The 26,506-nt window shown below is 66.5% G+C and carries 25 protein-coding genes; 12 read left to right on the top strand and 13 right to left on the bottom strand.

Annotated elements, in window-relative coordinates; all coding sequences use genetic code 11:
• Nucleotides 1–17: 17 nt before the first annotated feature.
• The gene (locus tag CCR82_RS01820; RefSeq protein ID WP_201243645.1) at nucleotides 18–1,265 is read left to right on the top strand and encodes a bifunctional alpha/beta hydrolase/OsmC family protein; all 1,248 of its coding nucleotides are present in this window, start codon (nucleotides 18–20) and stop codon (nucleotides 1,263–1,265) included.
• 115 nt (nucleotides 1,266–1,380) lie between these two features.
• Here the strand turns inward: CCR82_RS01820 and CCR82_RS01815 are convergent, their stop codons facing one another.
• Genes CCR82_RS01815 through CCR82_RS01805 form a run of 3 tightly spaced genes read right to left on the bottom strand, consistent with a single transcriptional unit; the run spans nucleotide 1,381 to nucleotide 3,942 of the window.
• Entirely contained in the window at nucleotides 1,381–2,079 is a 699-nt protein-coding gene (locus tag CCR82_RS01815) for a gamma-glutamyl-gamma-aminobutyrate hydrolase family protein (RefSeq protein ID WP_201243643.1), read from the bottom strand.
• Complete coding sequence (locus CCR82_RS01810; protein WP_201243641.1) at nucleotides 2,052–3,068, bottom strand: amidoligase family protein; 1,017 nt, start codon at nucleotides 3,066–3,068, stop codon at nucleotides 2,052–2,054. Before CCR82_RS01810 ends, CCR82_RS01815 begins: the two co-directional genes overlap by 28 nt.
• 55 nt (nucleotides 3,069–3,123) lie before the next feature.
• A complete protein-coding gene (locus tag CCR82_RS01805) occupies nucleotides 3,124–3,942 on the bottom strand; it encodes a 4'-phosphopantetheinyl transferase family protein (protein WP_201243639.1) in 819 nt (272 codons plus the stop codon).
• A 26-nt stretch (nucleotides 3,943–3,968) separates the two neighbouring features.
• On the opposite strand from CCR82_RS01805, the gene CCR82_RS01800 reads away from it, so the two are divergent.
• Nucleotides 3,969–4,406: a YqaA family protein gene (locus CCR82_RS01800; RefSeq protein ID WP_201243637.1), complete on the top strand. Its 438-nt coding sequence runs from the start codon at nucleotides 3,969–3,971 to the stop codon at nucleotides 4,404–4,406.
• Here CCR82_RS01800 and rfaE1 read toward each other — a convergent pair.
• The 5 genes from rfaE1 to argH form a co-directional block, all read right to left on the bottom strand.
• Complete coding sequence (gene rfaE1 / locus CCR82_RS01795; protein ID WP_338073075.1) at nucleotides 4,403–5,881, bottom strand: D-glycero-beta-D-manno-heptose-7-phosphate kinase; 1,479 nt, start codon at nucleotides 5,879–5,881, stop codon at nucleotides 4,403–4,405. The two genes, CCR82_RS01800 and rfaE1, sit on opposite strands and share 4 nt — an antisense overlap.
• Before the next feature lie 30 nt (nucleotides 5,882–5,911).
• Nucleotides 5,912–6,502, bottom strand: coding sequence for a D-sedoheptulose-7-phosphate isomerase (locus CCR82_RS01790; RefSeq protein WP_242513171.1), 591 nt, complete (start codon nucleotides 6,500–6,502; stop codon nucleotides 5,912–5,914).
• The gene (locus CCR82_RS01785) at nucleotides 6,499–7,971 is read right to left on the bottom strand and encodes a glycogen synthase (protein ID WP_201243633.1); all 1,473 of its coding nucleotides are present in this window, start codon (nucleotides 7,969–7,971) and stop codon (nucleotides 6,499–6,501) included. Before CCR82_RS01785 ends, CCR82_RS01790 begins: the two co-directional genes overlap by 4 nt.
• Nucleotides 7,972–8,026: 55 nt before the next feature.
• Nucleotides 8,027–9,097: a hypothetical protein gene (locus CCR82_RS01780; RefSeq protein ID WP_201243631.1), complete on the bottom strand. Its 1,071-nt coding sequence runs from the start codon at nucleotides 9,095–9,097 to the stop codon at nucleotides 8,027–8,029.
• A 74-nt stretch (nucleotides 9,098–9,171) separates the two neighbouring features.
• Entirely contained in the window at nucleotides 9,172–10,569 is a 1,398-nt protein-coding gene (argH, locus tag CCR82_RS01775) for an argininosuccinate lyase (RefSeq protein WP_201243629.1), read from the bottom strand.
• A 253-nt stretch (nucleotides 10,570–10,822) separates the two neighbouring features.
• On the opposite strand from argH, the gene hemC reads away from it, so the two are divergent.
• Together hemC and CCR82_RS01765 are read left to right on the top strand one after the other, a co-directional pair.
• Complete coding sequence (hemC, locus tag CCR82_RS01770) at nucleotides 10,823–11,821, top strand: hydroxymethylbilane synthase (protein WP_201243627.1); 999 nt, start codon at nucleotides 10,823–10,825, stop codon at nucleotides 11,819–11,821.
• The gene (locus tag CCR82_RS01765; protein ID WP_201243625.1) at nucleotides 11,818–12,642 is read left to right on the top strand and encodes a uroporphyrinogen-III synthase; all 825 of its coding nucleotides are present in this window, start codon (nucleotides 11,818–11,820) and stop codon (nucleotides 12,640–12,642) included. Before hemC ends, CCR82_RS01765 begins: the two co-directional genes overlap by 4 nt.
• A gap of 27 nt (nucleotides 12,643–12,669) precedes the next feature.
• Here the strand turns inward: CCR82_RS01765 and CCR82_RS01760 are convergent, their stop codons facing one another.
• Entirely contained in the window at nucleotides 12,670–13,701 is a 1,032-nt protein-coding gene (locus CCR82_RS01760) for a CDP-6-deoxy-delta-3,4-glucoseen reductase (RefSeq protein WP_201243623.1), read from the bottom strand.
• A gap of 88 nt (nucleotides 13,702–13,789) precedes the next feature.
• Here CCR82_RS01760 and CCR82_RS01755 point away from each other — a divergent pair, with 88 nt between their 5' ends.
• Nucleotides 13,790–14,107, top strand: a complete 318-nt coding sequence (locus tag CCR82_RS01755; protein WP_201243621.1) for a hypothetical protein — start codon at nucleotides 13,790–13,792, stop codon at nucleotides 14,105–14,107.
• Between the two features lie 81 nt (nucleotides 14,108–14,188).
• On the opposite strand, the gene CCR82_RS01750 is transcribed toward CCR82_RS01755, so the two are convergent.
• A complete protein-coding gene (locus CCR82_RS01750; RefSeq protein WP_201243619.1) occupies nucleotides 14,189–14,749 on the bottom strand; it encodes a Uma2 family endonuclease in 561 nt (186 codons plus the stop codon).
• Between the two features lie 283 nt (nucleotides 14,750–15,032).
• Between CCR82_RS01750 and CCR82_RS01745 the strand changes: the two genes are divergently transcribed.
• The 3 genes from CCR82_RS01745 (at nucleotide 15,033) to rbp (ending at nucleotide 17,719) form a co-directional block, all read left to right on the top strand.
• Complete coding sequence (locus CCR82_RS01745) at nucleotides 15,033–15,887, top strand: SDR family oxidoreductase (protein WP_201243617.1); 855 nt, start codon at nucleotides 15,033–15,035, stop codon at nucleotides 15,885–15,887.
• A gap of 37 nt (nucleotides 15,888–15,924) precedes the next feature.
• Nucleotides 15,925–17,229, top strand: coding sequence for an SO_0444 family Cu/Zn efflux transporter (locus tag CCR82_RS01740; protein ID WP_207190892.1), 1,305 nt, complete (start codon nucleotides 15,925–15,927; stop codon nucleotides 17,227–17,229).
• Between the two features lie 223 nt (nucleotides 17,230–17,452).
• Nucleotides 17,453–17,719, top strand: a complete 267-nt coding sequence (rbp, locus tag CCR82_RS01735; RefSeq protein ID WP_201243615.1) for an RNA-binding regulator — start codon at nucleotides 17,453–17,455, stop codon at nucleotides 17,717–17,719.
• Between the two features lie 104 nt (nucleotides 17,720–17,823).
• On the opposite strand, the gene ubiD is transcribed toward rbp, so the two are convergent.
• Genes ubiD through egtB form a run of 3 tightly spaced genes read right to left on the bottom strand, consistent with a single transcriptional unit; the run spans nucleotide 17,824 to nucleotide 21,590 of the window.
• Nucleotides 17,824–19,290 carry a 4-hydroxy-3-polyprenylbenzoate decarboxylase gene (gene ubiD / locus CCR82_RS01730; RefSeq protein ID WP_201243612.1) on the bottom strand — a complete coding sequence of 489 codons (1,467 nt, stop codon included), beginning with the start codon at nucleotides 19,288–19,290 and terminating at the stop codon, nucleotides 17,824–17,826.
• A 3-nt stretch (nucleotides 19,291–19,293) separates the two neighbouring features.
• Nucleotides 19,294–20,289, bottom strand: coding sequence for an L-histidine N(alpha)-methyltransferase (gene egtD, locus CCR82_RS01725; RefSeq protein WP_201243610.1), 996 nt, complete (start codon nucleotides 20,287–20,289; stop codon nucleotides 19,294–19,296).
• Nucleotides 20,286–21,590, bottom strand: a complete 1,305-nt coding sequence (gene egtB / locus CCR82_RS01720) for an ergothioneine biosynthesis protein EgtB (protein ID WP_201243608.1) — start codon at nucleotides 21,588–21,590, stop codon at nucleotides 20,286–20,288. Before egtB ends, egtD begins: the two co-directional genes overlap by 4 nt.
• Before the next feature lie 221 nt (nucleotides 21,591–21,811).
• Here egtB and CCR82_RS01715 point away from each other — a divergent pair, with 221 nt between their 5' ends.
• The 4 genes from CCR82_RS01715 to CCR82_RS01700 all read left to right on the top strand — a co-directional run bounded on the left by CCR82_RS01715 (nucleotide 21,812) and on the right by CCR82_RS01700 (nucleotide 26,332).
• Nucleotides 21,812–22,768, top strand: coding sequence for an MDR/zinc-dependent alcohol dehydrogenase-like family protein (locus tag CCR82_RS01715; protein ID WP_242513170.1), 957 nt, complete (start codon nucleotides 21,812–21,814; stop codon nucleotides 22,766–22,768).
• Between the two features lie 98 nt (nucleotides 22,769–22,866).
• Nucleotides 22,867–24,165, top strand: coding sequence for a cation:proton antiporter (locus tag CCR82_RS01710; protein ID WP_201243604.1), 1,299 nt, complete (start codon nucleotides 22,867–22,869; stop codon nucleotides 24,163–24,165).
• On the top strand, nucleotides 24,162–25,172 hold the full coding sequence (srkA, locus tag CCR82_RS01705; protein ID WP_207190891.1) for an SrkA family protein kinase: 1,011 nt from the start codon (nucleotides 24,162–24,164) through the stop codon (nucleotides 25,170–25,172). The genes CCR82_RS01710 and srkA overlap by 4 nt, the downstream gene beginning before the upstream one ends.
• Entirely contained in the window at nucleotides 25,169–26,332 is a 1,164-nt protein-coding gene (locus CCR82_RS01700) for an alpha/beta fold hydrolase (protein ID WP_242513169.1), read from the top strand. The genes srkA and CCR82_RS01700 overlap by 4 nt, the downstream gene beginning before the upstream one ends.
• Nucleotides 26,333–26,506: the final 174 nt, after the last annotated feature.

Genomic DNA, 26,506 nt, shown 5'->3' with positions numbered 1-26,506 from the left:
TAGCTCGAGCGACTTTTATGGCACGCATTCGCGTCGATTTCGACAATCAGGATGGGCACCGCTTGGCCGGGCTGCTCGAGACGCCACCGGCTGGGCTCGACACGCGCCGCTATGCGTTATTCGCCCATTGCTTCACCTGCGGCAAGGATATCGCGGCGGCGACGCGCATCGCCCGCGCGCTGGCCGAACGCGGGATTGCCGTGCTGCGCTTCGATTTCACCGGCCTGGGCAACAGCGATGGCGACTTCGCCAACACCAGCTTCTCGTCCAATGTCCAGGATCTGCTCGCCGCCGCTGCCGCGCTCGAGGCCCATTACGAGGCACCAGCGCTGTTGATCGGCCACAGCCTGGGCGGCGCGGCGGTGCTCGCGGCCGCCCGGCAACTGCCCTCGGTGCAGGCCGTGGTGACCATCGCCGCGCCGGCCACGCCCGGCCATGTCCAGCACCTGTTCAGCGGGGTGCGCGGCGAGATGGAGGCCACCGGCGAGGCCGAGGTCAAGATCGGCCGCCGGCGCTTTCGCATCCGCCGCCAGTTCCTCGAGGACCTGGAGCACTATGCCGATGCCGAGCATATCCGTCGGCTGAAGCGCCCCTTGTTGGTGTTCCACTCGCCGGTCGATGAGATCGTCGAGATCGAGGAGGCGGCCAAGATCTATCGCGCGGCCCTGCATCCGAAGAGCTTTATCTCGCTCGATCATGCCGATCACATGCTCTCCGATCGCGAGGATTCCGAGTACGTCGCCGAAACCCTGGTGGCCTGGGCCAGCCGCTATCTGGGACTGCGCCGACACCAGGAGGAAGCCGGCGCTGGCACGGCACCAACGGTCGCGGCCGGCGAGGTGCTGGTCACGGAGCGCGATCAGGCCTTCCTGCGCGGTCTCTACGCGGCGCGCCATCAACTGCTGGCCGACGAGCCGCGCGCGGCGGGCGGCTCCGATCTGGGGCCGAATCCCTATGAGCTGCTGTTGATGGCGCTCGGTGCCTGTACCTCGATGACGCTCCGCATGGTGGCCACGCGCAAGGACATGGCGCTGGACGATATCGAGGTCCGGCTGCGGCATGAGCGTTTGGAGGCCGAGGACGGCAGCGACGGCAAGGGCGCCCAGCATGAGCCGCAGCGGATCGTGCAGCGCATCAACCTGACGGGCGCGCTAAGCGCGGCCGAACGGGCCAAATTGCTGAAAGTCGCCGAGCGCTGCCCCGTGCATCGCACGCTGGTGCATTCGGATCTGCGCATCATCACCCAGGGCGATAGCGGGCGGTGACGACGAGAACAACGAGAGCGGCGCCGGGAGCAGCATGGAGGCGGCACGGCAACCCGCTAGCACCCGGCATGCGCACACGCGGCCTCGACGCATTAATTCTTACGCCAAGCGCCGATCAGGACCGTCCGGCATGCGCCCGCGCAGCCTCGACGAGCGTCTTGAACAGCTGACGCTGGCCACGGTTGTAGAGCAGGAATTCCGGGTGCCATTGCACGCCGCGCAAACAATGGTGCATCGGCGCCTCGACCGACTGCACGATGCCGTCGAGATCACGCCCGGCGACGACCAAACCTTCGCCGATGCGGTCGATGCCTTGATTGTGCAAACTGTTAATGCGCGCGCGATCGCTGCCCAGCAGGCGCTCGAGTTCGCTGCCCGGCTCCACGCAGAGGGTCTTGAGCGGCAGGATGGTCCAGCGGTTGGAGGTGTGCTTGCGACGCGAGCGCAGCTCCTGGAACAGGTTGCCACCGAGGCGCACATTCAGTAGCTGGGCACCGCGGCAGATGCCGAGCAGCGGCAGACCGCGCGCGAGGGCACGGTCGATCACTGCCGATTCCAGCGCATCGCGCTCGGGGTCGTACTTGGGCATGATCTCGGGCGCAGCGGCGTAGAGCACCGGATCGATATCATGGCCACCGGTGATGACGACCCCATCAGCCGCCTCCTGCACCTCGGGTTTGGGGTCGGCGGGCGTCAGGAGCTCGGCACGCGCGCCGGCCAGGCGCAACGCGAGCTGGACCAACAGCTTCGGCGCATGTGAGCCGCGCGTCGGCCCGGTCACCGCGATCAGAGGAGGCTGTTCTCGCTCAGCCATTGCTGACACTCCTGTTTCCAATCCCCGGTTAGGCGCCCGAGGGTGTCGTTCAGATAGGCACTGTAGGCCGCGCAGAGCCGCTCCAGCCGGGCCGGGTCGGCGGCCAGTCGTTCGACCACCAGCCAGTCGTTCCAGGGCACGCTGAGATCCCAGCCGGGCCGATCGACCTCGCTGTTCGGCAGCCGATAGTGGAAGGTCGGTCGCGGCTTGACCCGCTCGTCCTTGACCCGCGCTCGCACCCGTTCTTCATCCAGGTGCGCGAACAGCGGCAGCAGATCGAGCGCGCGATTGCGGGTTGGATTCGCGTGCAGATAATCATCGATCAGCTCGGCGCGATTCGGTGCGTAACCCGGCGCCACTGCGGTGCGCGCATAGCTCTTCGGAAAGGGGTCGGCGAAGAAGGTCAGGCGCCGCGTCAGATCCACCGCCGCGCGCTCGCGTAGCCAATCCTCCAAGCAGAGGAAGGCCTGCAGATACTGGCGGATACCATCCGCATCGGTCGCCGGCACCTCGGGATTCAGCTGCATGCCGAAGGCATAGGTCGGATCATCGGCGGTGCCGCGCGCACCGGCCGCGCGCAGGCGCTCGATGACGGCGTTGAACTCGCCGAGCCGAGACATTGGCAGTGGCGGGCTGATGACCTCGACCGGCACGATGCGCTCGGCGACCAGCCGCAGCAGATCCTCGGCGAGCCCTTCGACCGCATCGCCGAGGTCATCCTCGGCACGTTCACGCCGGCCCATGGATTTGAGGAAGGCGAAGTCCAGCTCCACCGCCCAATCGCCGGCCGGATCACCGCGCAATGCGATTTCGTAGCGACCGGGGTGGAGCAGCTCGCCGCCGTCGGCGCCAGAGAGCACCGCGCGCAACAGATCGGCGGTCTCGGCGATGGTCAGACCACTGAATTCGATCTCCACCCCGACGCGCCGCTCGCGGCCCTCGGCGGTCTTGGTCAGCGGCGGTCTCCTCAGGGCCTCGTGTGTCGTCATCGTTGTCAATCCATGCTCGGCTCGGGCCGATGCTGTGAATGGCGATGTCCGCAGCCTAAGGCGCCGGCCTATCGTCTGCAACTCGCGCAAGCGCGTCCACGGCGGCCGAGGTGCGCTCGATGAGGTCTTCGACGCGGGTATCGACCCGCAGCGGCGCCGGCAATCCAGGCGCGCGCGCGCAGAGGGCCAAGGCACAGCCGGGGATACCTTGATAAGAGCGCAGGTGCCAAGAGATGCCGCGAAACCTGATGCGGTGTTCCTTGTTGGCGTTTACCTTCGCACTCGCACCCACGTCCACCTCGACACACGTGCCGACTTCCTCTCCCGCAGCGGTCACCGGGATCGCACTGAAGGAAGACAAGGCGCCCGCCAAGCCATCGCCGGTGGCCTTGAGCAGACTTTCCTTGCGGCTCCAAAGCTCGAAAAAGCGTGCTTGTCGTTCGCCGTCTGCGAACCGCGCGAGCCACCGCTGCTCATCGGCAGCGAAGAAGCGCTGGGCGATCGCCTCCCAGTCGCGCGTCGGGCGGATCTGCTCGACATCGACCCCCACGGGCGCGGGGCCGACGGCCAGTGCGACATGGACACCGGAGTGCGAAAGATTGAAATGCAGGGTCGCATCGTCGGCATGATAGGGTTTACCGTGCTCAGCGCGCGCGAACCGAATCGCGGCCAGCGGCTGACCCGTCTCGCGCGCGATCAGCAGACGCGGCAACAGCGCCGCGACCAGGCCGCGACTGCGATCCTGATCCTGGCGATAACGCTGGATGCGGGCCTGCTCCTCGGCCGGCAACAACGCCAGCAGCGCGGCGTGCCGCTCGCCCCAGGGCGTCAGACTCAGCTCGACCAGCAGCAGCCCGTTTTGCCTCGTTCGCATCGCCTTCTCCGGGAGTCATTGACGCATTGGAAGTCTATCTGGGGTTGTTTACCGCCGCCTTCGCGGCCGCGACGCTGCTGCCGTTCTATTCGGAGGCATTGCTGATCGGGCTGCAGGCAGGCGGGCATGATCCGCTCGCGCTCTGGTTCTGGGCCACGGCCGGCAATACCCTGGGCGCGGCGGTGAATTGGGCGATGGGACGCTGGCTGTTGCGGTTCCAGGATCGGCGCTGGTTTCCGTTCAAGCCGCACAAGCTAGGGATAGCCCAGCGTTGGTATCAGCGCTGGGGTGTGTGGTCGTTATTGCTGGCGTGGCTGCCGGTGGGCGGCGATGCGCTGACCTTCATCGCCGGCATCATGCGCGTGCGCTTCGACCTGTTCTTCGTGCTGACCTGGATCGGCAAGGGCGCGCGTTACGCGGTGCTCTTGGGGCTGTTCGGCGGCATCGCGCGTCTGACGGTTTAGCGTTGCATGCGGCGGATGATGTCAGAGGTGCTGCGCGCCTCGAGCAGTGGCACCAGCACCAGCTCGCCACCCCAGCCGCGCACTTGCTCGGCGCCGACGACCTGCTCGGGCCGATAATCGGCGCCCTTGGCCAGCACATCCGGGCGCAGGGCCTCGATCAGCGCCAGCGGCGTGTCTTCATCGAAGAGCACCACGGCATCGACCGCGGCCAAGGCGGCCAGCACCCGGGCGCGATCCTGCTCGCCGATCAGCGGCCGTTCCGGCCCCTTGAGCGCGCGCACCGAGCGATCGCTGTTGAGGCCAATGACCAGGCGCTGGCCATAGCGGCGCGCGCGCTCCAGATAGGTGACATGGCCGGCGTGCAGCAGATCGAAACAACCGTTGGTGAAGACAACGCGTTCACCGCGCGCCTGCCAGGCGCGCACCCGCGCTTGCAGCTCCGCCAGGCCGCAGAGCTTGGCGGCTTGCTCGAGGGCGGCCTGATCGCTGATGGCATGCTCGAGTTCGCCCAGCGAGACCGCGGCGGTGCCCACCTTCGCCACCACCACGCCAGCGGCAAGGTTGGCGAGACGGGCACTGTCGATCGGGTCCAGGCCCGCCGCGAGCCCGGCGGCCAGCGTGGCGATCAGGGTATCGCCGGCGCCGGAGACATCGAAGACCTCGCGCGCGACCGCTGGCAGGCGGGTCCGCGCCCCGGGCTCGACAACCAGCAGGCCAAGCTCGCCGAGGGTCAGCACCAGGCGCTCGAGCCCGAGGTCGGCGCGCATCCGCTCGGCACTGGCGCTCAGTTGATCGAGATCGGCGGGGTCGACGCCAACGACCCGAGCCAGTTCGTCGCGGTTCGGCGTGACCAGGCTGGCGCCGAGATAGCGACTGAAGTCGCGGCCCTTGGGATCGACCAGCACCGGCAAGCCCAACGCGCGGGCAGCCTCAATCAAGCGCCCACAGAGGCCGCCAAAGAGCACCCCCTTGGCGTAGTCCGAGAGCAGCAGCACCTTGGCCTGGTGCAGTTGGGGCTCGATCAGCGCGTAGAGCCGGTCTTCAAGCTCGGCACTCAGGGGCGCGAGCCGCTCGGCATCGATGCGCAGCATCTGTTGATGATTGCCGAGCACCCGGGTCTTGGTGGTGGTCGGGCGACTCGGATCGGCGAGCACGGCGCTGGTATCCGCGCCTACCTCGGCGAGCAGCCTCAACAGGCGCTGGCGATCCTCGTCGGCACCGGTGATTCCGGCGAGGCTGACCTCGAGGCCGAGGCCGATCAGATTGCGCGCGACATTGGCCGCACCACCCGCGCTCTCGCTCTCGCGCGCGAGATGGAGGACCGGCACGGGTGCCTCCGGAGAGATACGCCCGACCTGGCCCCATAGGTAGCGGTCGAGCATCAGATCGCCGACCACCAGCACACGGACTCCACCGAAGCCGGCGTGTAATGCGGCTAGGACCTGCTCCGGGGCGTGGAAGGGGCTGTTGGACACGGGTCGGCTCACAGATCGGTTCGGGGCGGCTCAGCCTGCCATATTCCTAGCCGCCCGCTGCTCGACCAGGTCGCACAGGATATGCCCGATGAGCATGTGCGCCTCCTGGATCCGCGCGGTACTGTCCGAGGGCACGCCGAGCCACAGCTCGCAGCGCTCGCGCAGACGCCCGCCGCCCTGGCCGGTAAGGCCGACGCGGTAGACATCAAGCCGCGCAGCGCACTCCATGGCGCGCAGGATGTTGGCGCTGTTGCCGGAGGTCGAGAGCCCGATGAGGACATCACCAGGGCGGCACAGGGCCTCGACCTGGCGCGCAAAGACGGCTTCGAAGCCGTAGTCATTGGCGACCGAGGTCAGCACGGCAGTGTCGGTGGTGAGCGCCATGGCCGGCAGCCCTGGGCGCTCGCGCTCGAAACGGCCGACCAACTCGGCGGCGAGATGCTGACTGTCGGCCGCGCTGCCGCCGTTGCCGATCCAGAACACGCGCCCGCCACGCTCGATCGCGGCCGAGACCTCGGCGGCGAAGGTCTCGATGGGCGCGCGCAACTGTTCGAGCGCTTGGACCAGCTCGAGATGGGCGCTGAGCGCGGCGCTGATAGGGTCGCTAGCTGACAGACTCAAGCGCGCACACGGATGTGTTCGTAGATATTGAGATAATCCTGCGCCGGTCGTGCCCATGAGTTATCCATGCGCATGCCGTTGAGGCGCAGCTGACGAAAGTGGTCGGGATAGTCCCGCCAGAGGCCAATGGCGCGGTCGAGCGCCGATTCCAGCCCCTCGAAGGTCGGCTCGTCGAAGACATAGCCGTTGCGCTCCTCGTAGGGACGATCGCTGTAATTGGCGTCGAACACGGTATCGGCCAGTCCGCCGACGCGACGCACGATGGGCACGCAGCCGTAACGCATGGCGATCATCTGGGTCAGACCACAGGGCTCGTAGACGCTCGGGATCAGGATCATGTCGGCGCCGGCGTAGATCAGATGCGCCAGTTCCTCGTCGTAACCGAGTTCGAGGTGGACGTCGGGGTGTTCGGCGAGCGCCTGCTTGGCGTCCCAAAAGAGAGCATTGATCGCGGGATCCTGGGCGCTGCCGAGCAACACGAACTGCGCGTCCCGGGCCAGGCTGGCGTCGATGCCGTGGCGGATCAGCTCGATGCCCTTCTGGCGGTCGAGCCGGCTGACGACCGCAACGATGGGCTTGGGTGCATCAGTCAGGCCCAGCCGCTCGCGCAGTGCGCGCTTATTCCCGCCCTTCGCCGGCAGCTGCTCCAGGTCGTAGTGGGCGGCGATGAAGGGATCGGTGGCCGGATTCCAGATCGTGGTGTCGATGCCATTGAGCACACCACCGAACTTGCGATCATGGGTGCGCAGCACGCCCTGCAGGCCAACACCCTGATCGCTGTGCTGGATCTCCCAGGCATAGCGCGGCGAGACGGTGGTGACGAAGTTGGAGAAGACGATCCCGCCCTTCATCAGGTTGACGGCCTGCGAATTGCCAGGGTCTTGCAGCCGGTCGGGGGTCATCAAACGCCCGACATCGAGGCCGTTCATCTCGAGCACCGTGGGCGTACTCCAGCCTTGATGGCCGAGATTGTGCAATGAGTAGCACACGCGCGTCTTTTCCAGCCCGAGCGCGGTGTAGCGCTCGAACAGCAACACCGGCAACAGCCCGGTCTGCCACTCGTTGCAGTGGATGATGTCGGGCCGCCGACCCGAGGCGATAAGGAACGCGAGGATGGCGTGCGAGAAGAAGGTGAAGCGGTCGGGATCGTCGGCGTCCCCATAGATGGCGCCGCGATTGAAGAAGCCATGCTCCGAGTGGGCGTCGATGAAGTAGCACGTTAGCCCATCGACCTCGCCGACCTCGACATCGCAATGCACGGCACGCTCGTAGAACGGCACCCAAAGATCGGCGTGCTCGGGAGTCATGCCCTGTACGCGGTCATAACGCAGGCAATCGTACTTCGGCAGGATGATCTCGACCTGGTGACCCTGAGCCGCGAGTTCGCGGGAGAGTCCCTGGACGAAGTCGCCAAGACCGCCGGCCTTGGCAACCGGCGCGCACTCCGGCGTGGCCATCAGGATATACATACAACCGCTCTCTCGTCAGATGCCTGGATGATGAGGTTTGGAGCAAGAAACTGGATTAGGCGTCACGCTCGGCGATCGGCAGTTGCGGCAACCGCGCCAAGAGCGCGGCGAGCAGGTCTGGATCATCGAGGGCCACGCGAAACGAAAAGCGCCCGCCCGGCCCCACGCGGTAGGCATGGCCGCCGAGGTCGAGCAGGCTGCCCGGCGCGGCGCGGCCGAAGACATGCAATTCGCCCTGGATCATGGCCTCGTCACCGGATGGATAGGGGTTGAGCGGGCCGCTGCCGCGCGCGGCGCCGGTGTCCAATGACGCCACATCTTGCCGGTTTGGCGGCTGTTGGTCCAATCCAACCTGCTCGGCGGCGGCTCCAGAGGCAGACGGGGGGCCGGACTGAGGGGCGAACGGGGGGCCAGGCTTGGGGTCAGCATGGGCCCCGGACGCTGGCGCCGACTCGGCGGTCCTCGGCTCCGGCATCATTCCGACCAGCGGGAAGGCGTCACCACGCCGTTCCGGGCGGTCCGTGAGCGCCGCGAGCGATGGATCGGGAAAGCGGGTCGCGGTCGCGGACGCTCGCGCGGAGCCCAGCTGCTGCCCCGGCATCGACGGCGCGATCCGTGCTGGCGCATCGGGCGCCGTCAACTGCTCGCGCTCCTCCGGCTCGGTTGGCGCGCCAGCCTCCATCGTGGCGCCGGTTTCCAGCGGCCGGGTTGCCGGCTTCCGGGTGGCCAGCGTCGTCGCGAGATCGGCCGACTCGGGAACGGCCTCGAGCTGATTCGAGCGCGCCAGCAGCAACCAGCCGTGCCCCTGCGGGTTCTCGAAGCCGAGTTCGGCGCGCAAGGTGCCAACCACGGGGGCCTCGAACAGGGCCTGGCCGGTCGGTTGCCGCGCTGGATCATCGGGCAGTCCCGCCTCGGCCAGACGAGCGCCGTCGCCCTCGCCATCGAGCCGGCGCAGGTAGAGCTTGGCAATCGGTCGAGGCCCGGCGAAGGCGGCACGCGCTTGCTCGACCTGCCGGCGGTCGAGGCGCCAGTCGAGCGCGACACCGCCGCCGGTCAGCGGATAGAGCACCAAGCGCGGCGTGGCATGATGCGGATTCGGGAACCGAGGTGTGTCCTCAGTCGACATGAGCGCACCTTGGGCGGGCGCCAAGCGTCATGGCATCGATGATGCGCCGCCCACTCAGCAACCGGCGACCCCGCTCAGCGCGTCGCAGCCTGCCGCGCCCGCGCGCGCGCGATGGCGGCATGGACCTGGCTAGGCGCGGTCGCGCCGATGTGATCGCGCATGGCGACCGAGCCCTCGAGACTCAGCACGTCGAAGACATCGGTGCCGATCGCCGGCGAGAAGCGGCGCAGCTCATCGAGGCTCAGCTGCGCGAGATCGCGCCCCTGCTCGATGCCATAGGCAACGGCCTTGCCGACGATCTCGTGCGCATCACGGAAGGCAATGCCCTTGTGCACCAGATAATCGGCGAGATCGGTCGCGGTGGAATAGCCCTGACGCGCGGCGGCGCGCATGCGCTCCGGGTGACAGCGCAGCTTGGCCATCATCTCGGCGAACACCTTGAGCGACCCAAGCAGGTTGTCGGTGGTGTCGAACAGCGGCTCCTTGTCCTCCTGATTGTCTTTGTTGTAGGCCAGCGGCTGGCCCTTCATCAGAGTCAGCAGCGCCATCAGATGGCCGAAGATGCGACCGGTCTTGCCGCGGATCAGCTCCGGCACATCGGGGTTCTTCTTCTGCGGCATGATCGAGGAGCCGGTGCAGAAGCCATCCGAGAGTTCGATGAAGGCGAACTGCGCCGAGGCCCAGAGGATCAGCTCCTCGGCGAAGCGCGACAGGTGCATCATCAGGATCGAGGCGGCGGCGGTGAATTCGATCGCGAAGTCGCGATCCGAGACCGCGTCGAGCGAGTTCTCGCAGGGGCCATCGAAGCCGAGCAGCTCGGCGGTATAGGCGCGATCGATCGGGTAACGGGTGCCGGCCAGCGCGGCGGCGCCGAGCGGCATCTGATTCATGCGCGCCCGGCAGTCGGCGAAACGCCCGGCGTCGCGCTCGAGCATCGCCTGCCAGGCCATCATGTGATGCCCGAAGGTCACCGGCTGGGCGACCTGCAGATGGGTGAAGCCGGGCAGGATGGTCGCGGCCTCGCGCTCGGCGAGCGCGAGCAGCGCGTCTTGCAGCTGCTGCAGCGCCTCGCTGATGGCATCGATCTCGCCACGCAGCCAGAGGCGCAGATCGGTGGCCACCTGATCGTTGCGCGAGCGCCCGGTGTGCAGGCGTTTTCCGGCCTCGCCGATGTCGGCGGTGAGCGCGGCCTCGATGTTCATGTGGACATCCTCGAGCGGCACCGACCAGGTGAAGTCGCCGGCCTCGATCTGCGCGCGGATGCGCTCCAGACCAGCGACGATGGCCGCAGCCTCATCGTCGCTCAGGATGCCTTGGCGCGCCAGCATGCGCGCGTGGGCGATGGAGCCGGCGATGTCCTCGCGGTACAAGCGCTGGTCGAAGCCGACCGAGGCGGTGAAGGCCTCGACGAAGGCATCGGTGGGCTCGGAAAAACGCCCGGCCCAGGGTTTCGAAGCGGCGGTCTCGGTCATCGCGGGTGCTTACTCGGGCGCCATCACGGCGGCTGTGGTGGGGATGCGGGATGCGGAAGGGATGCACGATAGTACAGATCAGGGCTGGGTGACAGTCCGGGTTCGATGACAAAGACTGTTTGCGACCCGCCCGGCGGGTTAAGCTTGTCGACTCGTCGGCCCCGATTGACCGCTGCCAAGGTCGGCAGGCGCGCATTCGGTTACCTTTAAGGGTCGACTCACCTGAAACGACCCGCCAGCTGGATTCGCCTCCATGCCAGAGACCATTCGCATTGCCACCCGAAAATCCGCGCTCGCCATGTGGCAGGCCGAGCATGTTGCCGACGCGCTGCGCCGCCTGCACCCAGGGCTGGAGGTTCAGATCATCGGCATGACCACCCGCGGCGACAAGATCCTCGACGCCCCCTTGGCCAAGGTCGGCGGCAAGGGGCTGTTCGTCAAGGAGCTGGAGCAAGGCATGCTCGAGGGCGATGCCGATATCGCCGTGCATTCGATGAAGGACGTGCCGGTCGACTTCCCGCACGGGCTGCATCTGGCCTGCATCCTCGAGCGCGAGGACCCGCGCGATGCCTTCGTCTCTAACCAGTACGCCACGCTCGATGAGCTGCCGCAAGGGGCCTGTGTCGGCACCTCGAGCCTGCGCCGCCAGTGTCAGCTCGCGGTGCGCCGCCCGGACCTGCGCATCGAGCCGCTGCGCGGCAACGTCAACACTCGGCTGCGCAAGCTCGACGAGGGCGTCTACGATGCCATCATCCTCGCCGCTGCCGGATTGATCCGGCTCGAGTTCAGCGCGCGCATCCGCTCCTTCATCGCGCCCGAGGACAGCCTGCCGGCGATCGGCCAGGGCGCCATCGGCATCGAGTGTCGGGTCGACGATGAGCGCGTGCATGCGCTGATCGCCCCGCTGCACCATGACCCGACCGCCGAGCGGGTCACCGCCGAGCGGGCCCTGAACGCGCACCTCAACGGCGGCTGTCAGGTGCCGATCGCCGGGCATGCCATCCACCGCGACGGTGCGTTGTATCTGCGCGGGCTGGTCGGCATGCCGGATGGCTCCAAGCTGATGCGCGCCGAGAGCAGCGGCCCGGCGGCCGAGGCCGAGCGCATGGGCCGCGAGGTCGGCGAGGCCTTGCTGGCCCAGGGCGCCGGCGAGGTGCTGTCGGCACTCGCGCATGCGCCCGCCGAGCCGCGCTCGGAGCAAGCGGCGGAGCCGGCGGCGAACCCGTCTGCGGGGTCTGCCTCCCAGCCATGAACGCGCTCTGTCCGCTGAAGGGACGCGGGGTGTTGGTGACGCGGCCCACCGGCCAGGCCGAGCGCCTGTGCCAACGGATCACCGAGGCCGGCGGTGAACCGATCGCCTTCCCCACCCTGGAGATCCGTGCCGCGACGGACCCAGAGCGGGCCCGCCACCTGTTGGCCGAGTCCTGGGATCTGCTGCTGTTCGTCAGTCGCAACGCGGTCGAGTATGGCGTGGCGCTGTTCCCGCCGGAGCTGCGCGCGCGTTTGGCCGCAGAGCCGCATGCTGAAGATGCGCAGCAGCAAGCCCCTGGCACGCAGCGGCCGCTTTTCGGCGCCGTCGGGCGCGCGACCGCCGCCGCGCTGCGCGAGCAGGGGCTGGCGCCGGATCTGGTGCCGGAGCGCGGCTTCGACAGCGAGGCGCTGCTGGCCTTGCCAGCACTGACCGAGGTCGCCGGCAAGCGTGCGTTGATCGTGCGTGGCGACGGCGGCCGCCCGCTGCTCGGCGAGACCCTGAGCGAGCGCGGCGCCGAGGTCGCCTTCGCCGAGGTCTATCGGCGCGCCGTGCCAGCGGTCGACGTGAGCGCCGAACTTGCGGCCTGGCGTGAGCGGCTCGGCTTCGTCACCGCCACCAGTGATGAGGTGCTGCGCAATCTGCTCGAGATGTTGGGGCCGGCGAACCGCGCCTGGCTGCTCGCGATGCCCCTGGTGGTGATCAGCGAGCGCGGTGGTGCCACGGCGATGCAGCTTGGCTTCCGCCGCGTCGCGGTCGCCGAGGAGACCAGCGATGAAGGCATCGTCGAGGCCCTGTGCCGGCTGGCGATGAGCTTGGGCTAGGGATCCCCTCCTTCGAGAGGGGCGGCCTCAATCGGCGTAGCGGCTGTCGGCTGCGTACTCGAAGGCATCGGAGAACAGATGTTCGAGGCTGGCCCCGGCGGCCTCGAAAGCGGCCCGCCCGGCCTCGACCATCGGCGGTGGCCCGCTGAGATAGCAATCATGGTCAGCCAGCGAGGGGTGGTCTTCGAGCACGGCCTGATGCACCCAACCGGTGCGCCCGCGCCAGTCGGCATCGGGCCTTGAGAGCACCGGCACCCAGCTGAAGTTGGGATAGGTCTCGGCCCAGCGTGCCGGCAGCTCCGGCAGATAGAAATCGCGGCGCGCGCGCACGCCCCAGTAGAGTCGGATGGGCCGCTTCAGGCCGCGCTGGAAGGCATGCTCGAGCATCGCCTTGAGCGGCGCGAAGCCGGTGCCGCCAGCGACCATCAGGATCGGCCGCTCGCTGTCTTCGCGCAGCACGAAGGTGCCGAGTGGCCCCTGAATGCGCAGGATCGAACGTTCTTCCAAGCGCTCGAAGACCTCATCGCTGAAGCGCCCCCCCGACACCCGGCGCACATGCAGTTCGAGCAAGGCGTCGTCGTGCGGCGGATTGGCGATCGAATAGGCCCGCCGCGTGCCGTCGCGCAGCAGGAACTCCAGGTATTGGCCGGCGACGTAGGCCAGCCGTTGCCCCTCGGGCAGCTTCAGGCGCAGGCGCATCACATCATGATTGAGCAGGGTCTTCTCGGCCAGCCGGCTTGGCAGGGTGCGCACCTCGAGTTCGCTCAGGCGCTCGAGTTCGGACACCTGCAGGACCAGATCGGACGTCGGTCGCGCCTGACAGGTCAGGCAGGTCTCCGGCGGTTGCCCCTCTAACGCGGGCGGATGGCCGTCGGGATAGCGCACCGATCCGGCGAGCAAGTGCGCGCTGCAACTGCCGCAGGTGCCGTGCCGGCAGCCATAGGGCAAGCCGATGCGTTGCGCCAGCGCGGCCTCGAGGAGGGTCTGATCCGGCGCGACCTCGAACGCATGGCCGGCGGGTTCGGTGCGCACTGTGAAGCGCGCTGGGGAGGCACTCATCGCTTCGGCGTGGCTCCTTGGTTTGGCGGTGATACAGAGGAGATGGGGCAGCGTTGACTGATCTGTTACAGTCTAGCGCAGCATGTCCTTGGCCAGCACATCCAGCGTTCATCAGGCAAAAACAATGGTGCAACCGCCGCCGGAAACACTTGGGCTTAAAACATCTGTTGGCGCTGCCCTGATAGTGGCCAGCCTGCTGAACGGCTGTTCCATAAACCGCGCACAAGATCCGATCGTGTACAAGCATCCCCATGATCCATTTTGGGGAGTGTTTTCGTACGCCACACTCAGTCCCTCTGCAGCCCTACCCAACACGGACAATTTTTCCTGGACCGAAGAGATCGCCATCGAACGCGGCTTTCCAGGCGGTCATGGTCATGTTCGCGCGACATCGCTCGCTGAATAGCGCGGTTTCCGCCCGGCGCAGAGATTAGGTCTGCAGCAGCCAACCTGCCCTCAATGCTCTGAACGACGAGTATGTCGTTTCTCAGCTCCAGAGGTTGCTGAGTTCGAGCTTCAGCGCCTCGAAGGGAGCCACCGCGAGCACATCGTTCCCAGCGGCCTCGGCGAGCAAGCGCCACTTGTTCGCCTCCAGTGCGTAGGCTTGCAGCCTGCGCTGCATGGGATCGACGAGCCAAGCGTAGGCCACTCCATAATGGGCGTAGAGCGGCATCTTGATGTGACGGTCTTTGCTTTCGGTCGAAGGGGACAGAATCTCGCAGATCCAGTCCGGGACGACCTCGAATCGATGTCCTGCGGGGATTTGCGGCATCCGTTCCTTGCGCCAACCGGCAAGATCCGGAACCGTGACCTCCACATCGGTGATGAAGTGGATCTCGGGCTCGATGATGATCCACCAGCCCCCCGGTCCTCCCCGGCCGCGACCGTAGGCACTGCCGATGTCGATACCGAGTTCGGTCTCGGCATGGGCATGCGGACCTGTTGGTCGCGGTTGAGCATGAAGTTGGCCGTTGAGGATTTCGCCGGTCAAACCCTCGGGCAGGTTTGCAAGTTGCTCGTAAAGCGTCGGTTTGTAGGCATGCTGCATGGCTGTTATAGCCTGTTCGACGGAGTTGGATAGATGTGTCGATATGTTTCACTGAGTCGACGCAGATAAAATAAGGCTCGGCGAGCCACTGCTCCTCACCATTCGCCACCATCAAGGCGCTACGTGCGCCCCGCGATCATAGTCGGGCACCTCAGCCGGTGGCAGCGCCCTTGAGTCATCAGCGCTTCTCGGCGTCCGTCGGTGTGAGCACGAGGTTTGCGGGACAATACACTGACCCCTACCTTTGGACTGATGGCGATGAATCGATAACGGAGGATGGGCGATGATCATACTCGGCTGTGGCTACATTGGGCAGGCGTTGGCCCAGCGCTATCGAGCGCGCGGCGAGCCGGTGCTTGGGGTGGTGCGCAGCGCCGAACGCGCCACCGAAGTCGAGCGCGCGGGCGCGCGGGCGTTACAACGGGACCTGGCACAGGATGATCTCGCACCGCTCGAGCCTGCCGGCCAGCAGGTCTTTCATCTCGCCCCCCCGCCGAACGACAGCGATGAGGATCCACTGACGGCCCATCTCATCGACGCCTTCGAGCGCCATGGCCACCCCCGCCGGCTGGTCTATATCGGCACCACCGGGGTCTATGGTGACTGCGGCGGCGCCTGGGTCGACGAGGATTGGCAACCGCGCCCGAGCGTCGGTCGCTCTCGGCGGCGCTGGGATGCCGAACAGCGTCTGCGGCGCTGGAGCCAAGCCAGCGGCGCCGAGCTGGTGATCCTGCGCGTGGCCGGTATCTATGCCTGTGACCGGCTGCCACTGGCGCGCATCCGCAGCGCCCAGCCGGTGGTGCGGGCCGAGGAGGCGCCCTGGTCGAATCGCATCCATGCCGAGGATCTGGTGACCATCTGCCTGGCGGCGATGGAGCGCGCGCCAGCGGGCGCGGTCTACAATGTCTGCGATGGGCAGCCGAGCACCATGACCGACTACTTCTGTCAGGTCGCCGATGCCGCCGGCCTGCCCCGCCCGCCCCAGATCCCGCTGGCCGAGGCGGATGGCCAGCTCTCGGCCGGGATGCTGTCGTATCTGAAGGAGTCGCGGCGCTTGAGCAATCGGCGTTTGCTGGACGAGCTGGGCGTCAGCCTGCGATTCCCGGACCTCGCGACAGGACTCGCGCCCTGCTTTTGATGTATCGAATCCGACCAAACCCCGATGGACCTGATCTATGGCTTTCGTGATTGACTTCCCGGCCGCGCTCTGGGGCATCCTGCTCGAACTCGCGCCCTCGCTCCTAGTCGGTCTCTTCATCGCGGGGCTGATCCACGCCTATGTGCCCGCGGCCGTGATCCGGCGCGGTCTCAGTCGGCCCGATCTTGGCAGCGTGGTGCGGGCGTCCGTGGTCGGCGTGCCGCTGCCGCTGTGCTCCTGCGGCGTGATCCCGACCGCGCTCGGCTTGCGGCGTCAAGGCGCCTCGCCGGGTGCGGCTACCTCCTTCATGATCAGCACGCCGCAGACCGGGGTCGATTCGATCCTCGTCACCGCCGCCTTCCTCGGTTGGCCGTTCGCGATTTTCAAGCTGGTCGCCGCCTTTGTCACCGGCGTGGTCGGCGGTGTTCTGGTCAATCGGACGGTGCCCGCAGAGCCGGCCGCGAGCGACGCCGCCGAGGCCGATCGCGCCGATGATGACCGACCGCGAGGCTCGCTGGCGCGCATCATCGAAGCGGTGCGTTACGCGGTGTTCGACCTGCTCGGGGCGATCAACACCTGGCTGATCATCGGCGTGATCGCGGCGGCTTTGGTGACGGCGCTCACCCCGGCCGACTTCTTCGCCGGCCGGCCTTGGGCCGGCGGTCTGCTCGGCATGCTGGTGATGTTGGCCATCGCCCTGCCCCTCTATGTCTGCACCACGGCCTCGGTGCCGATCGCGGCCTCGTTGATCGCGGCCGGGCTGCCGGCGGGCTCGGCGCTGGTGTTCCTGATGGCGGGACCGGCGACCAACCTGGTCACCATCGGCGCGGTCTATCGCACCCTGGGCGCGCGGGTGCTCTCGGTGTACCTGGGCACCGTGGTGGTGATGAGCCTCGGCTTCGGGCTGCTCTTCGACCAATTGCTGACCAGCGTACCGGTGCAAACGCTCATCCATGAGCACCAGCAAGGCTGGCTCTCGGTGCTCTCGGCACTGGGGCTGCTGGCGTTGATGGCGATGCTGGGGCTGCGCCAATACCGCGCACGCAGACAGGCGCAAGCGCGCTTGGCGAGCGTGCAGGCCGCCGAGGCCGGCATGCAGACGGATGCGCAGCCGGGCCTCGACACCCGCGCAGCCGGCGCTCGCATCCTCAACGTCAAGGGCATGACCTGCGGCCACTGCGTCGCTACGGTCAAGCAGGCGCTGGAATCCATCGAGCAGATCGATGAGGCCTCACCCGACCTCGCCACCGGGCAGGTGGTGATTCGCGGCCGCCTCGTCGAGACCCGCGCCTTGGAGCAGGCGATCGAAAGCGCCGGCTTTCAGGTCGCGAAGCGCGATTGACGTCGATCAGACCATCGGAGACACTGACCCGAGGCGTAACAGCAATGCGCTAGACTCAGTAGCACGATTCGCTAGGGTGGCGATCAGCTAAGGGGGGCGCCGGGCACAGGCAGCACTCCAAACCGCATACGGCACTGGCTGCCGTGTCACTATCGTTCGAGTTGTGCGTTGATCGACCGATGGTGTGCGCGTGCTCAATGCACGACCGTTGCGAGAGTGAGCGATGAGGATCTACGTAGGTAACCTGAAATATTCGGTCAATGACGATAGCTTGCGCGAGATGTTCAGCGAGTTCGGCGAGGTCGCCAGCGCTGATGTGATCAAGGACAAGTTCTCCGGACAATCGAAAGGCTTTGGGTTCGTCGACATGCCGAACAAATCCGAAGCCGAGGATGCGATCCAAGCGTTGAATGACACCCTGCAGGACGGTCGCAAATTGACCGTGAACGAGGCTAGACCCCGCACCGAAAGACCGCAACGGAGTTTCTGAGCGCCTAGCCGCGACCACCCAACCGCGCTGCCTGCGTTGCCAATCGGCAGGCAGCGCAGGCAACTCCGCCCGCACGGACGGTGATCGCCGAGGCGTCCTTCGTCTCAATCGATTCCGAGTTGCGGCCAGAGCTGGTCGACCCGCGCCTTGATCTCTGCGTCCATCTCAATCGGCCGGCCCCATTCGCGCGAGGTCTCGCCGGGCCACTTGCTGGTCGCATCGAAGCCGATCTTCGAGCCCAGCCCCGAGACCGGCGAGGCGAAATCCAGATAGTCGATCGGCGTGTTCTCGATCATCACCGTATCGCGCGCCGGGTCCATGCGCGTAGTCATGGCCCAGATCACATCCTTCCAGTCGCGGGCGCAGACATCGTCGTCGACGACGATGACGAATTTGGTGTACATGAACTGGCGCAGGAACGACCAGACGCCGAGCATCACCCGCTTGGCATGTCCTGGATATTGCTTCTTCATCGCCACCACCGCGAGCCGATAGGAGCAGCCCTCGGGTGGTAGGTAGAAGTCGGCGATCTCGGGGAACTGCTTCTGCAGGATCGGCACGAAGACCTCGTTCAACGCCACGCCGAGGATCGCCGGCTCATCCGGCGGCCGGCCGGTGTAGGTGCTGTGGTAGATCGGCTGCTGGCGCTGGGTGAGGCGATCGATGGTGAAGACCGGGAAGTCATCGACCTCGTTGTAGTAGCCGGTATGGTCGCCGAACGGTCCCTCGGGCGCCATGTCATCGGGATGCAGATGGCCCTCGAGGACGATCTCGGCGCTGGCCGGCACCTGCAGCTCGGAGCCGAGGCAGGCAGCGAGTTCGGTGCGACTGCCGCGCAGCAGGCCGGCAAAGGCGTACTCGGAGAGGCTGTCCGGCACCGGCGTGACCGCGCCGAGGATGGTCGCCGGATCGGCCCCGAGCGCGACGGCGATCGGGAACGGCTTGCCCGGATGCGCGTGCTGCCAGTCGCGGAAGTCGAGCGCCCCGCCGCGATGTGCCAGCCAGCGCATGATGACCCGATTGCGCCCGAGCACCTGCATGCGGTAGATGCCGAGATTCTGACGCGCCTTCTCCGGCCCCCGCGTCACCACCAGCCCCCAGGTGATCAGCGGCGCCGCATCGCCCGGCCAACAGTGCTGGATCGGGAAGCGCGAGAGATCGACCTGCTCGCCCTCGAAGACCTGCTCCTGACAAGGCGGGTGGCGCCGCACCTTGGGCGCCATGTCGAGCACTTTCTTGAAGATCGGCAGGCTGTGCCAAGCCTCCTTCATCCCCTTCGGCGGCTCCGGTTCCTTGAGAAACGCGAGCAACTTGCCGACCTCGCGCAGGGCCGCGACCGACTCCTCGCCCATGCCGAGCGCGACCCGCTGCGGGGTGCCGAACAGGTTGCCGAGCAGCGGCACCTGGGACCCCTTGGGGCGCTCGAACAGCAGCGCCGGGCCGCCGGCGCGCAGGGTGCGGTCGCAGATCTCGGTGATTTCCAGATGCGGGTCGACCTCGATGCCGATGCGCTTGAGTTCGCCCCGCTGCTCGAGCTGATCGATGAAGTCGCGTAGATCCTGATACTTCATGGCTTAGCGCATGGCCGAGGGCCGATAGATCAGGCAGTGCACGCTGAACAACTGCTCGGGATCGGTCCAGACCTGCTCGGGCTCGAAGCCGGCGCGGGCGGCCAGTGCATGGAAGCCTTCGACGCTGTATTTGTGCGAACACTCGGTGTGGATGGTCTCGCCCTCGCGGAAGGCGAAGGTCTCGCCGGCGACCTCGACTTGCTGATCACAGGTACTGAGCAGGTGCATCTCCACGCGGCTCTGGGCGGCGTTGAATAAGGCTTCGTGGCGGAAGTGACGAGGATCGAAGCCACCCTCGAGTTCGCGGTTGATGCGGCTGAGTAGATTCATGTTGAAGGCGGCGGTGACCCCGGCGGCATCGTTGTAGGCGCGCTCGAGGCGCGCGCGATCCTTGATCAGATCGATGCCGATCAGCAGCCGCCCCTCGGCACCGAGGATGGCGCCGACGCGGCGCAGCAATTGCTCGGACTCATCGGGCTCGAAATTGCCGATCGACGAGCCGGGGAAGAAGGCCGCGCGGGGGTGCTCATGGTCGTCGACCGGCAGGTCGAAGGGCGCCGAATAATCGGCGCAGACCGCATGCACCTCGAGCTTCGGGAAGGTGGCCGCGAGCGCCTGGGCCGACTGCTGGAGATGCTCACGGGAGATGTCGACCGGCATATAGACCGCCGGTTGCAACGCCTCGAGCAGGACGCGGATCTTCAGGCTGCTGCCGCTGCCAAGCTCGACCAAGAGCGCCTCGCGACCGAGGCGCTGGGCCATCTCGGCGCCGTGTTCGCGCAGGATGGCGATCTCGGTGCGGGTCGGATAGTACTCGGGCAATTCGCAGATGGCATCGAACAGCTTGGAGCCCTCGGCGTCGTAGAACAGCTTTGGCGAGAGCTGCTTGCGCGGCTTGGCCAGGCCCGCCAGGACCTCGGCGCGCAAGTCGGCGGGCGCGGGATGATAATCGTGGAAGAAGATCGGGTTGGCCGTGGTCGGGTCGGTCGAGGAGATCATGCCAAGTCCTCCGCCAGCCGGATGCCGTTGAACTGCCAGCGCTCGTGGGGATAGAAGAAATTGCGATAGGTGGCGCGCGCATGGTTGCGCGAGGTGGCGCAGGAGCCGCCGCGCAGCACCATCTGTCCGCTCATGAATTTGCCGTTGTACTCGCCGAGCGCGCCCTCCACGGCGCGATAGCGTGGATAGGGCAGATAGGCCGAGGCGGTCCATTCCCAGCAATCGCCGAACAACTGTTGCAGCGAGCCCGCGCCGGCCGGGGTGGGATGCAAGCGACCGTCATCGACGAAATGGCCGTCGACCGGACGCCCAGCGGCGGCATGTTCCCATTCGAACTCGGTCGGCAGCCGGCGCCCAGCCCAGCGCGCATAGGCCTCGGCCTCGAAGTAGCTGAGGTGGCAGACCGGCTCGGCCGGGTTCAGCGGGCGGCGACCGCCAAGCGTGGTCTCGTGCCAAACGCCATCGAGCTTCTCCCAGTACAGCGGTGCCTGCCAGCCCTCGCTGTTGATCCGCGCCCAGCCGTCGGAGAGCCAGAGCCCTGGGTGGCGATAACCGCCATCGTCGATGAAGGCCTGATACTCGGCGTTGGTGACCAGGCGATCGGCGAGTCGGAACGGCTCGAGCAGCCGCTGGTGGCGCGGGAATTCGTTGTCGTAGGCGAAGCCCCGAGCGGCGCTCTGGTCTTGGTCCCCGTGCTCGTGCCGAGTCGGCTCTGGGGCACCGAAGCTGTGGACACCACCCTCGAAGGTCGTGAAGGTCAGCGGCACCGGGTCTTGCGCCGGTGCGACCGCCAGATCCGCGCGATAGGCCGGACGCAGCGGATTGTAGGCCAGGTTGTACTTGATATCGGTGATCAGCAGCTCCTGGTGCTGCTGCTCGTGGTTGAGGCCGATCTCGAGTCGCGTCTGCACGGTTGCCTGGTGCTCAGCCGGGCATTCGCCGAGCAAGCGCGCCATGGCATCATCGACATGGCGGCGGTAGGCATAGACCTCGGCCACGGTCGGGCGCGAGAGCAACCCGCGTTGCGGGCGCGGCCAGAAGCCGGCCTCGGTCTGCTCATAGTAGGAATTGAACAAGTGGTCGAAGTGGGGATGGAATTCCTGATAGCCTGCGAGGAAGGGTTTGAGCAGGAAGGTTTCGAAGAACCAGGAGACGTGCGCGAGATGCCACTTCGGCGGACTCGCCTCGACGGCGGTCTGGAGCATGTAATCCTCGATCTCAAGGGGCTCGCAGAGCTGTTCGGTGAAGGCGCGCACACGGCCATAGGCGGCGGAAAGGTTGGATTCGTCCATTGGGGGCATCAGGCTCTCCTGGTGTCCGGTCTGAAGGGTTGAGAGAGTGCAAGGTGATCGATGGCATCAAGTGCTGGCGGTGAGGATCGCGATCTTGGTGAGACCCTGTCTCGTGCAGTCGCTGAATTGGCGGTATGCGTGTCGAATTTCCAGTCGCGGCCCTTTTCCATGCTAGGAACAAGGATAACCCGAGGTCCTGTTTCGATGTCGGCTCGCGTCCTCGCCTCCTTATGAAGGCGATTTGGCTCGATCACGAGGTGCGACTGCGCACCGATCTGCCCGAACCCTCCCCGGCTGCCGGCGAGGCGCTGGTGCGCGTCAGGCTCGCTGGTGTCTGCTCCACCGATCTGGCCCTGCTGGATGGTTATTATCCCTTCAGCGGCGTGCTCGGCCATGAATTCGTCGGTGAGATCACCGCTGCTGAAAAAGCACCGGAGCGGGTCGGCGAGCGCGTCGTCGGCGCCATCAACCTGAGCTGTGGTCACTGCAGCGAGTGTCGGGCCTGTCGGCCGAGTCATTGCCTGAACCGCGCAGTGCTCGGCATCAAACGACACGATGGTGCCTTTGCCGAATACCTGTGCCTGCCGCTCGGGAATCTGCATCGGGTGCCGGAGACGGTGCCGGATAGCGCTGCGGTCTTCACCGAACCCCTGGCGGCCGCGCTGCAGATCCCGGAACAGGTCCATATCACGCCCTCGGCGCGGGTGCTCGTGGTGGGCGCAGGCCGGCTCGGGCAGCTGATCGCGCGCGTGCTCGCCCTGACCGGGGCCGAGCTGGACGTCGTGGCACGACATGCCCATCAGCGCCAGCGTCTGGAGGGCATCGCCACGCGCTGCCTGCAGGAGTCGGAGGTCGCGACTGGCGGTTACGACCTCGTGGTCGAGGCCAGCGGCGCGCCCGGTGGCTTCGCGCTGGCGCGCAAGGCGCTGCGTCCACGCGGCACCCTCTGCCTGAAGAGCACTTATCGCGGCGAGGTCGCGGTCGATCTGTCGTCGTTGGTGGTCGATGAGATTCGCGTGTTTGGCTCGCGCTGCGGCCCCTTCCCTGCCGCGTTGCGGCTGCTTGAACGCCAGCATGTGGACCCGACCCCATTGGTCGATGCGCGCCTGCCGCTGGCCGAGGGGGTGCACGCGCTGCGCCGCGCCGCCGAGCCGGGCGTCTTGAAGGCACTGATCGACTGCCACTGAGACGCTGCCTGGACAGGCCTGGTGCGCGCTTGCTCAAGACGCTTTCGCGCCGAGACGGGCATAATGGGCCGATTCCTCGCTGAACACAGGCCGTCGTCATGCAACTGTTCAACATCATCGCGGTTCTGCTCACGCTGTCGGCGCTCTTCGCTTGGTTCAACCACCGCTTCTTGAAGCTGCCAACCGCGATCGGGCTGATGCTGATCGCGCTGCTGATGTCGCTGTTCTTGCTGTTGCCGATTCCGGGCACCGAAGCACTCGAGCACGACATCCGCCTGATGGTCGACAGCATCGATTTCGACGCCACGGTGTTGCACGGCATGCTCAGTTTCCTGCTGTTCGCGGGTGCGCTGCATGTGAACCTGAAGGAACTCGCCGAGCAGAAATGGGTGATCGCGGTGCTCGCCAGCCTCAGCGTCATCCTCTCGACGCTCATCGTGGGTGGCGTCGCCTGGCTGCTGTTCGCGGTACTCGGACTGGACATTCCGCTGATCTATTGTCTGCTGTTCGGCGCGCTGATCTCGCCGACCGACCCGATCGCGGTGCTCGGCATCCTCAAAAGCGCCGGTGCCCCCAGGAGCCTGGAACTCAAGATCACGGGCGAGTCGCTGTTCAATGATGGCGTCGCCGTGGTGCTCTTCATGGTGCTGCTCGAGATCGCCATCGGCGGCGCGCAGGTCACCTTCGGCGGCGCCCTCGTGCTGTTCTTGAAGGAGGCCGTCGGCGGGCTGCTGTTCGGCCTCGCCAGCGGTGGTCTTGCCTATCTGATGCTGCGCAAGATAGACCACTATCAGGTCGAGGTCTTGATCACCCTGGCCGTGGCCAGTGGCGCCTATGCGCTGGCCGAGCACTGGCATCTCTCGGCGCCCATCACCGTCGTCGTTGCCGGACTGTTGATCGGCAACCAGGTGCGCGCTCACCTGATATCGGACCAGACCAAGGGCCATCTGGACAACTTCTGGGAGTTGGTCGACGAGGTCCTCAATGCGGTGCTGTTCGTGCTGCTCGGCCTCGAGGTGCTGGTGATCAGCGTCACCGGCTCGACCCTGATCGCCGGGCTGCTGGCCATCCCGCTGGTGTTGGCGGCACGCGCCTTCAGCGCTGGCGTGCCGGTGGCCTGGATGCGGCGTTTTCGCAGCTTCGCCCCCGGTGCGATCAGCATCCTGACCTGGGGCGCCTTACGCGGAGGTATCTCGGTGGCGCTGGTGCTCTCGTTGCCTGAGTCCGAGATCCGCGATGTCTTGTTGACCGTCACCTACATCGTCGTGGTGTTCTCGATCTTGGTACAAGGGCTGACGCTTGGGATGGTGGTGCGCCGGGTTGGTGCCCGTGCCGCGCAAGAGATGGACGACACTGACTGGCCCCTCAGCGCCACTCAACCCGGCAGCGAGCTTTGAACCCCGGCATCCCCGCCCCTGGCGCCGACCCACGCCGTCCCTATGCCGATCTGACGCCCGATCGGGTGCTGGATGCGGTGGAATCGCTCGGGTTCTCGGTCGATGGCCGGCTGCTGGCCCTGAACAGCTATGAGAATCGCGTCTATCAGGTCGGCATCGATGATGCTGGTCCGCTGATCGCCAAATTCTACCGGCCTGGGCGCTGGTCGGATGCGGCCATCGCCGAGGAACATGCATTCGTGCTGGCCTTGGCCGAGCGCGAGATCCCGGCGGTCGCGCCCCTGCTGATCGAGGGCCAGAGCCTGCACCGGCATGCCGACTATCGCTTCTCGCTGACCCCGCGCTGCGGTGGGCGCGATCCGGAACTCGAGGATCTGGACATCCTGACCCGGATCGGTCGCTTCATCGGTCGTCTCCATGCGCTCGGCGCCAGCCAGGCGTTTCACCATCGACCAACCCTGGACCTCCAGCATTTCGGCGAAAAGCCGGTTCGCTTCTTGCTCGCGCAGGGGTGGATTCCGAGCGCGCTTGAGACCGCCTACCGCAGCGTCATCGAGCATGCGCTGACCGCGATCGCAGCTTGCTACGAACGCGCCGGCACACTGCGTCTGCTGCGCCTGCATGGTGATTGTCATCGCGGCAATCTGCTCTGGACCGAGGCCGGCCCCCACTTCGTCGATTTCGATGACGCCCGCACCGGGCCGGCGGTTCAGGATCTCTGGATGCTGCTCTCTGGCGATCGCCAGGCGATGACGCTGCAGCTCGATGCCGTGCTCGAGGGGTATCGGGACTTTGCCGACTTCGATCCGCGCGAGCTGCATCTGATCGAGGCCCTGCGTACGCTGCGGCTGATCCATCACGCGGCCTGGCTCGCGCAACGCTGGGATGATCCGGCCTTCCCGAGTGCCTTTCCCTGGTTCGACTCGCCGCGTTTCTGGGAGGAACAGATCCTGATCATGCGCGAGCAGATCGCGGCCATGCAGGAAGGGCCGCTGGGGCTGTTTTGAAGCGCCGAAACCGCCGGACTGGCTTAGGTCTCGGCCAGAGCGGCAGCGGCAAGGCCTCCTGGCTGGGCACCTGGCTGGGTGCCTGGCTGGGCGTCATCGGCGCGCTCTTGCCGAGCATCCTACTCAGCGCCTGTATGGACACGCTAGCGCCCATGACGTCCGCCTCGAACTCGTCTAGAACCGCCAACGCACTGCCACTCAAGCCACGGCTGATGCCGGCTGAAGCACGCATGGCCGACGGTTATCGGTTGCCCTTTCAACGCTGGGGCCGCACTGATCGGCCTCGGATCGTCGTGCTCGGTCTGCATGGCTTCAACGACTACAGCCAGGCCTTTCGACCGCTCGGCGAGCATCTCGCCACACTCGGGATCACGACCTACGCCTTCGACCAGCGCGGCTTCGGTCGCACGCGTCAGGCCGGACGCTGGCATGGCAGTGATCGGCTCACAGCGGATCTACGCACCTTGATCGGGTTGCTACGAGCACGCCATCCGCAAGCGCGGTTGATCCTCATCGGCGAAAGCATGGGGGCGGCGGTCGCGCTCAGCGCCGATGCCACAGCGCCCTTGGACGTCGACGGGCTGGTCTTGATCGCACCTGCGGTCTGGTCACGCGATAGCATGCCTTGGTACCAGCGCGCCGCGCTCGCGCTCGCGGCCCGAACCTTGCCCGGGCTCAAGCTCACTGGCGATGGCATCCAGATCGCCCCCTCCGACAATAAGCCGATGCTGATCGCGATGGGTCGAGACCCGCTGGTGATCAAGGCGACACGGATCGAGGCGCTCTGGGGGGTGACGAATGTGATGGATCAGGCCGTCACTTGGCCCGACTCACGCCGGCACCCTGACGGACAGCCGCCGACGCTGATCCTCTACGGGGAGCGCGACAGCATCATCCCAGCGCGTGCCTTCTGCCGCTTTATCGACGCGGTTCCACTCGATGCGGCAGCGCTCCGGCTCCTGCTCTACGCCGAGGGCTGGCACATGCTACCGCGTGATTTGCAGGGCGCGCGGGTACGCGCGGACATTGCCACCTGGCTGCTGGACCCGAGCGCGGCGCTGCCCTCCGGTGAAGTGGTCAGCGAGAGCGCCGAGCGGCTGCGCCGGTTCTGCGCGGCGACAACTGGCCCACCGGACGGCTGCAGGGCGAAACCGTTCTGACTCTGACTGACCAGCAGTTGAGGGATTTACCCTCGATTCTGGACAATTCCCTTCGTCTGGTCCAAACTGCCCGCCACTGTTGGTTGGCGAGGTAGCGGCGTGAACGTGCACGACATCACCCTGCGCCCGGTCGCGCACGAGGAAGAGCCGCGCTTCAAAGCGCTGCTTGATGCG

Origin of the sequence: Halochromatium salexigens, assembly GCF_016653295.1 — a bacterium.
Classification (GTDB): Bacteria; Pseudomonadota; Gammaproteobacteria; order Chromatiales; family Chromatiaceae; genus Lamprobacter; species Lamprobacter salexigens.
Note: the sequence above shows the minus strand (reverse complement) of the source record. Positions and strands in the feature narration are given on the sequence as shown.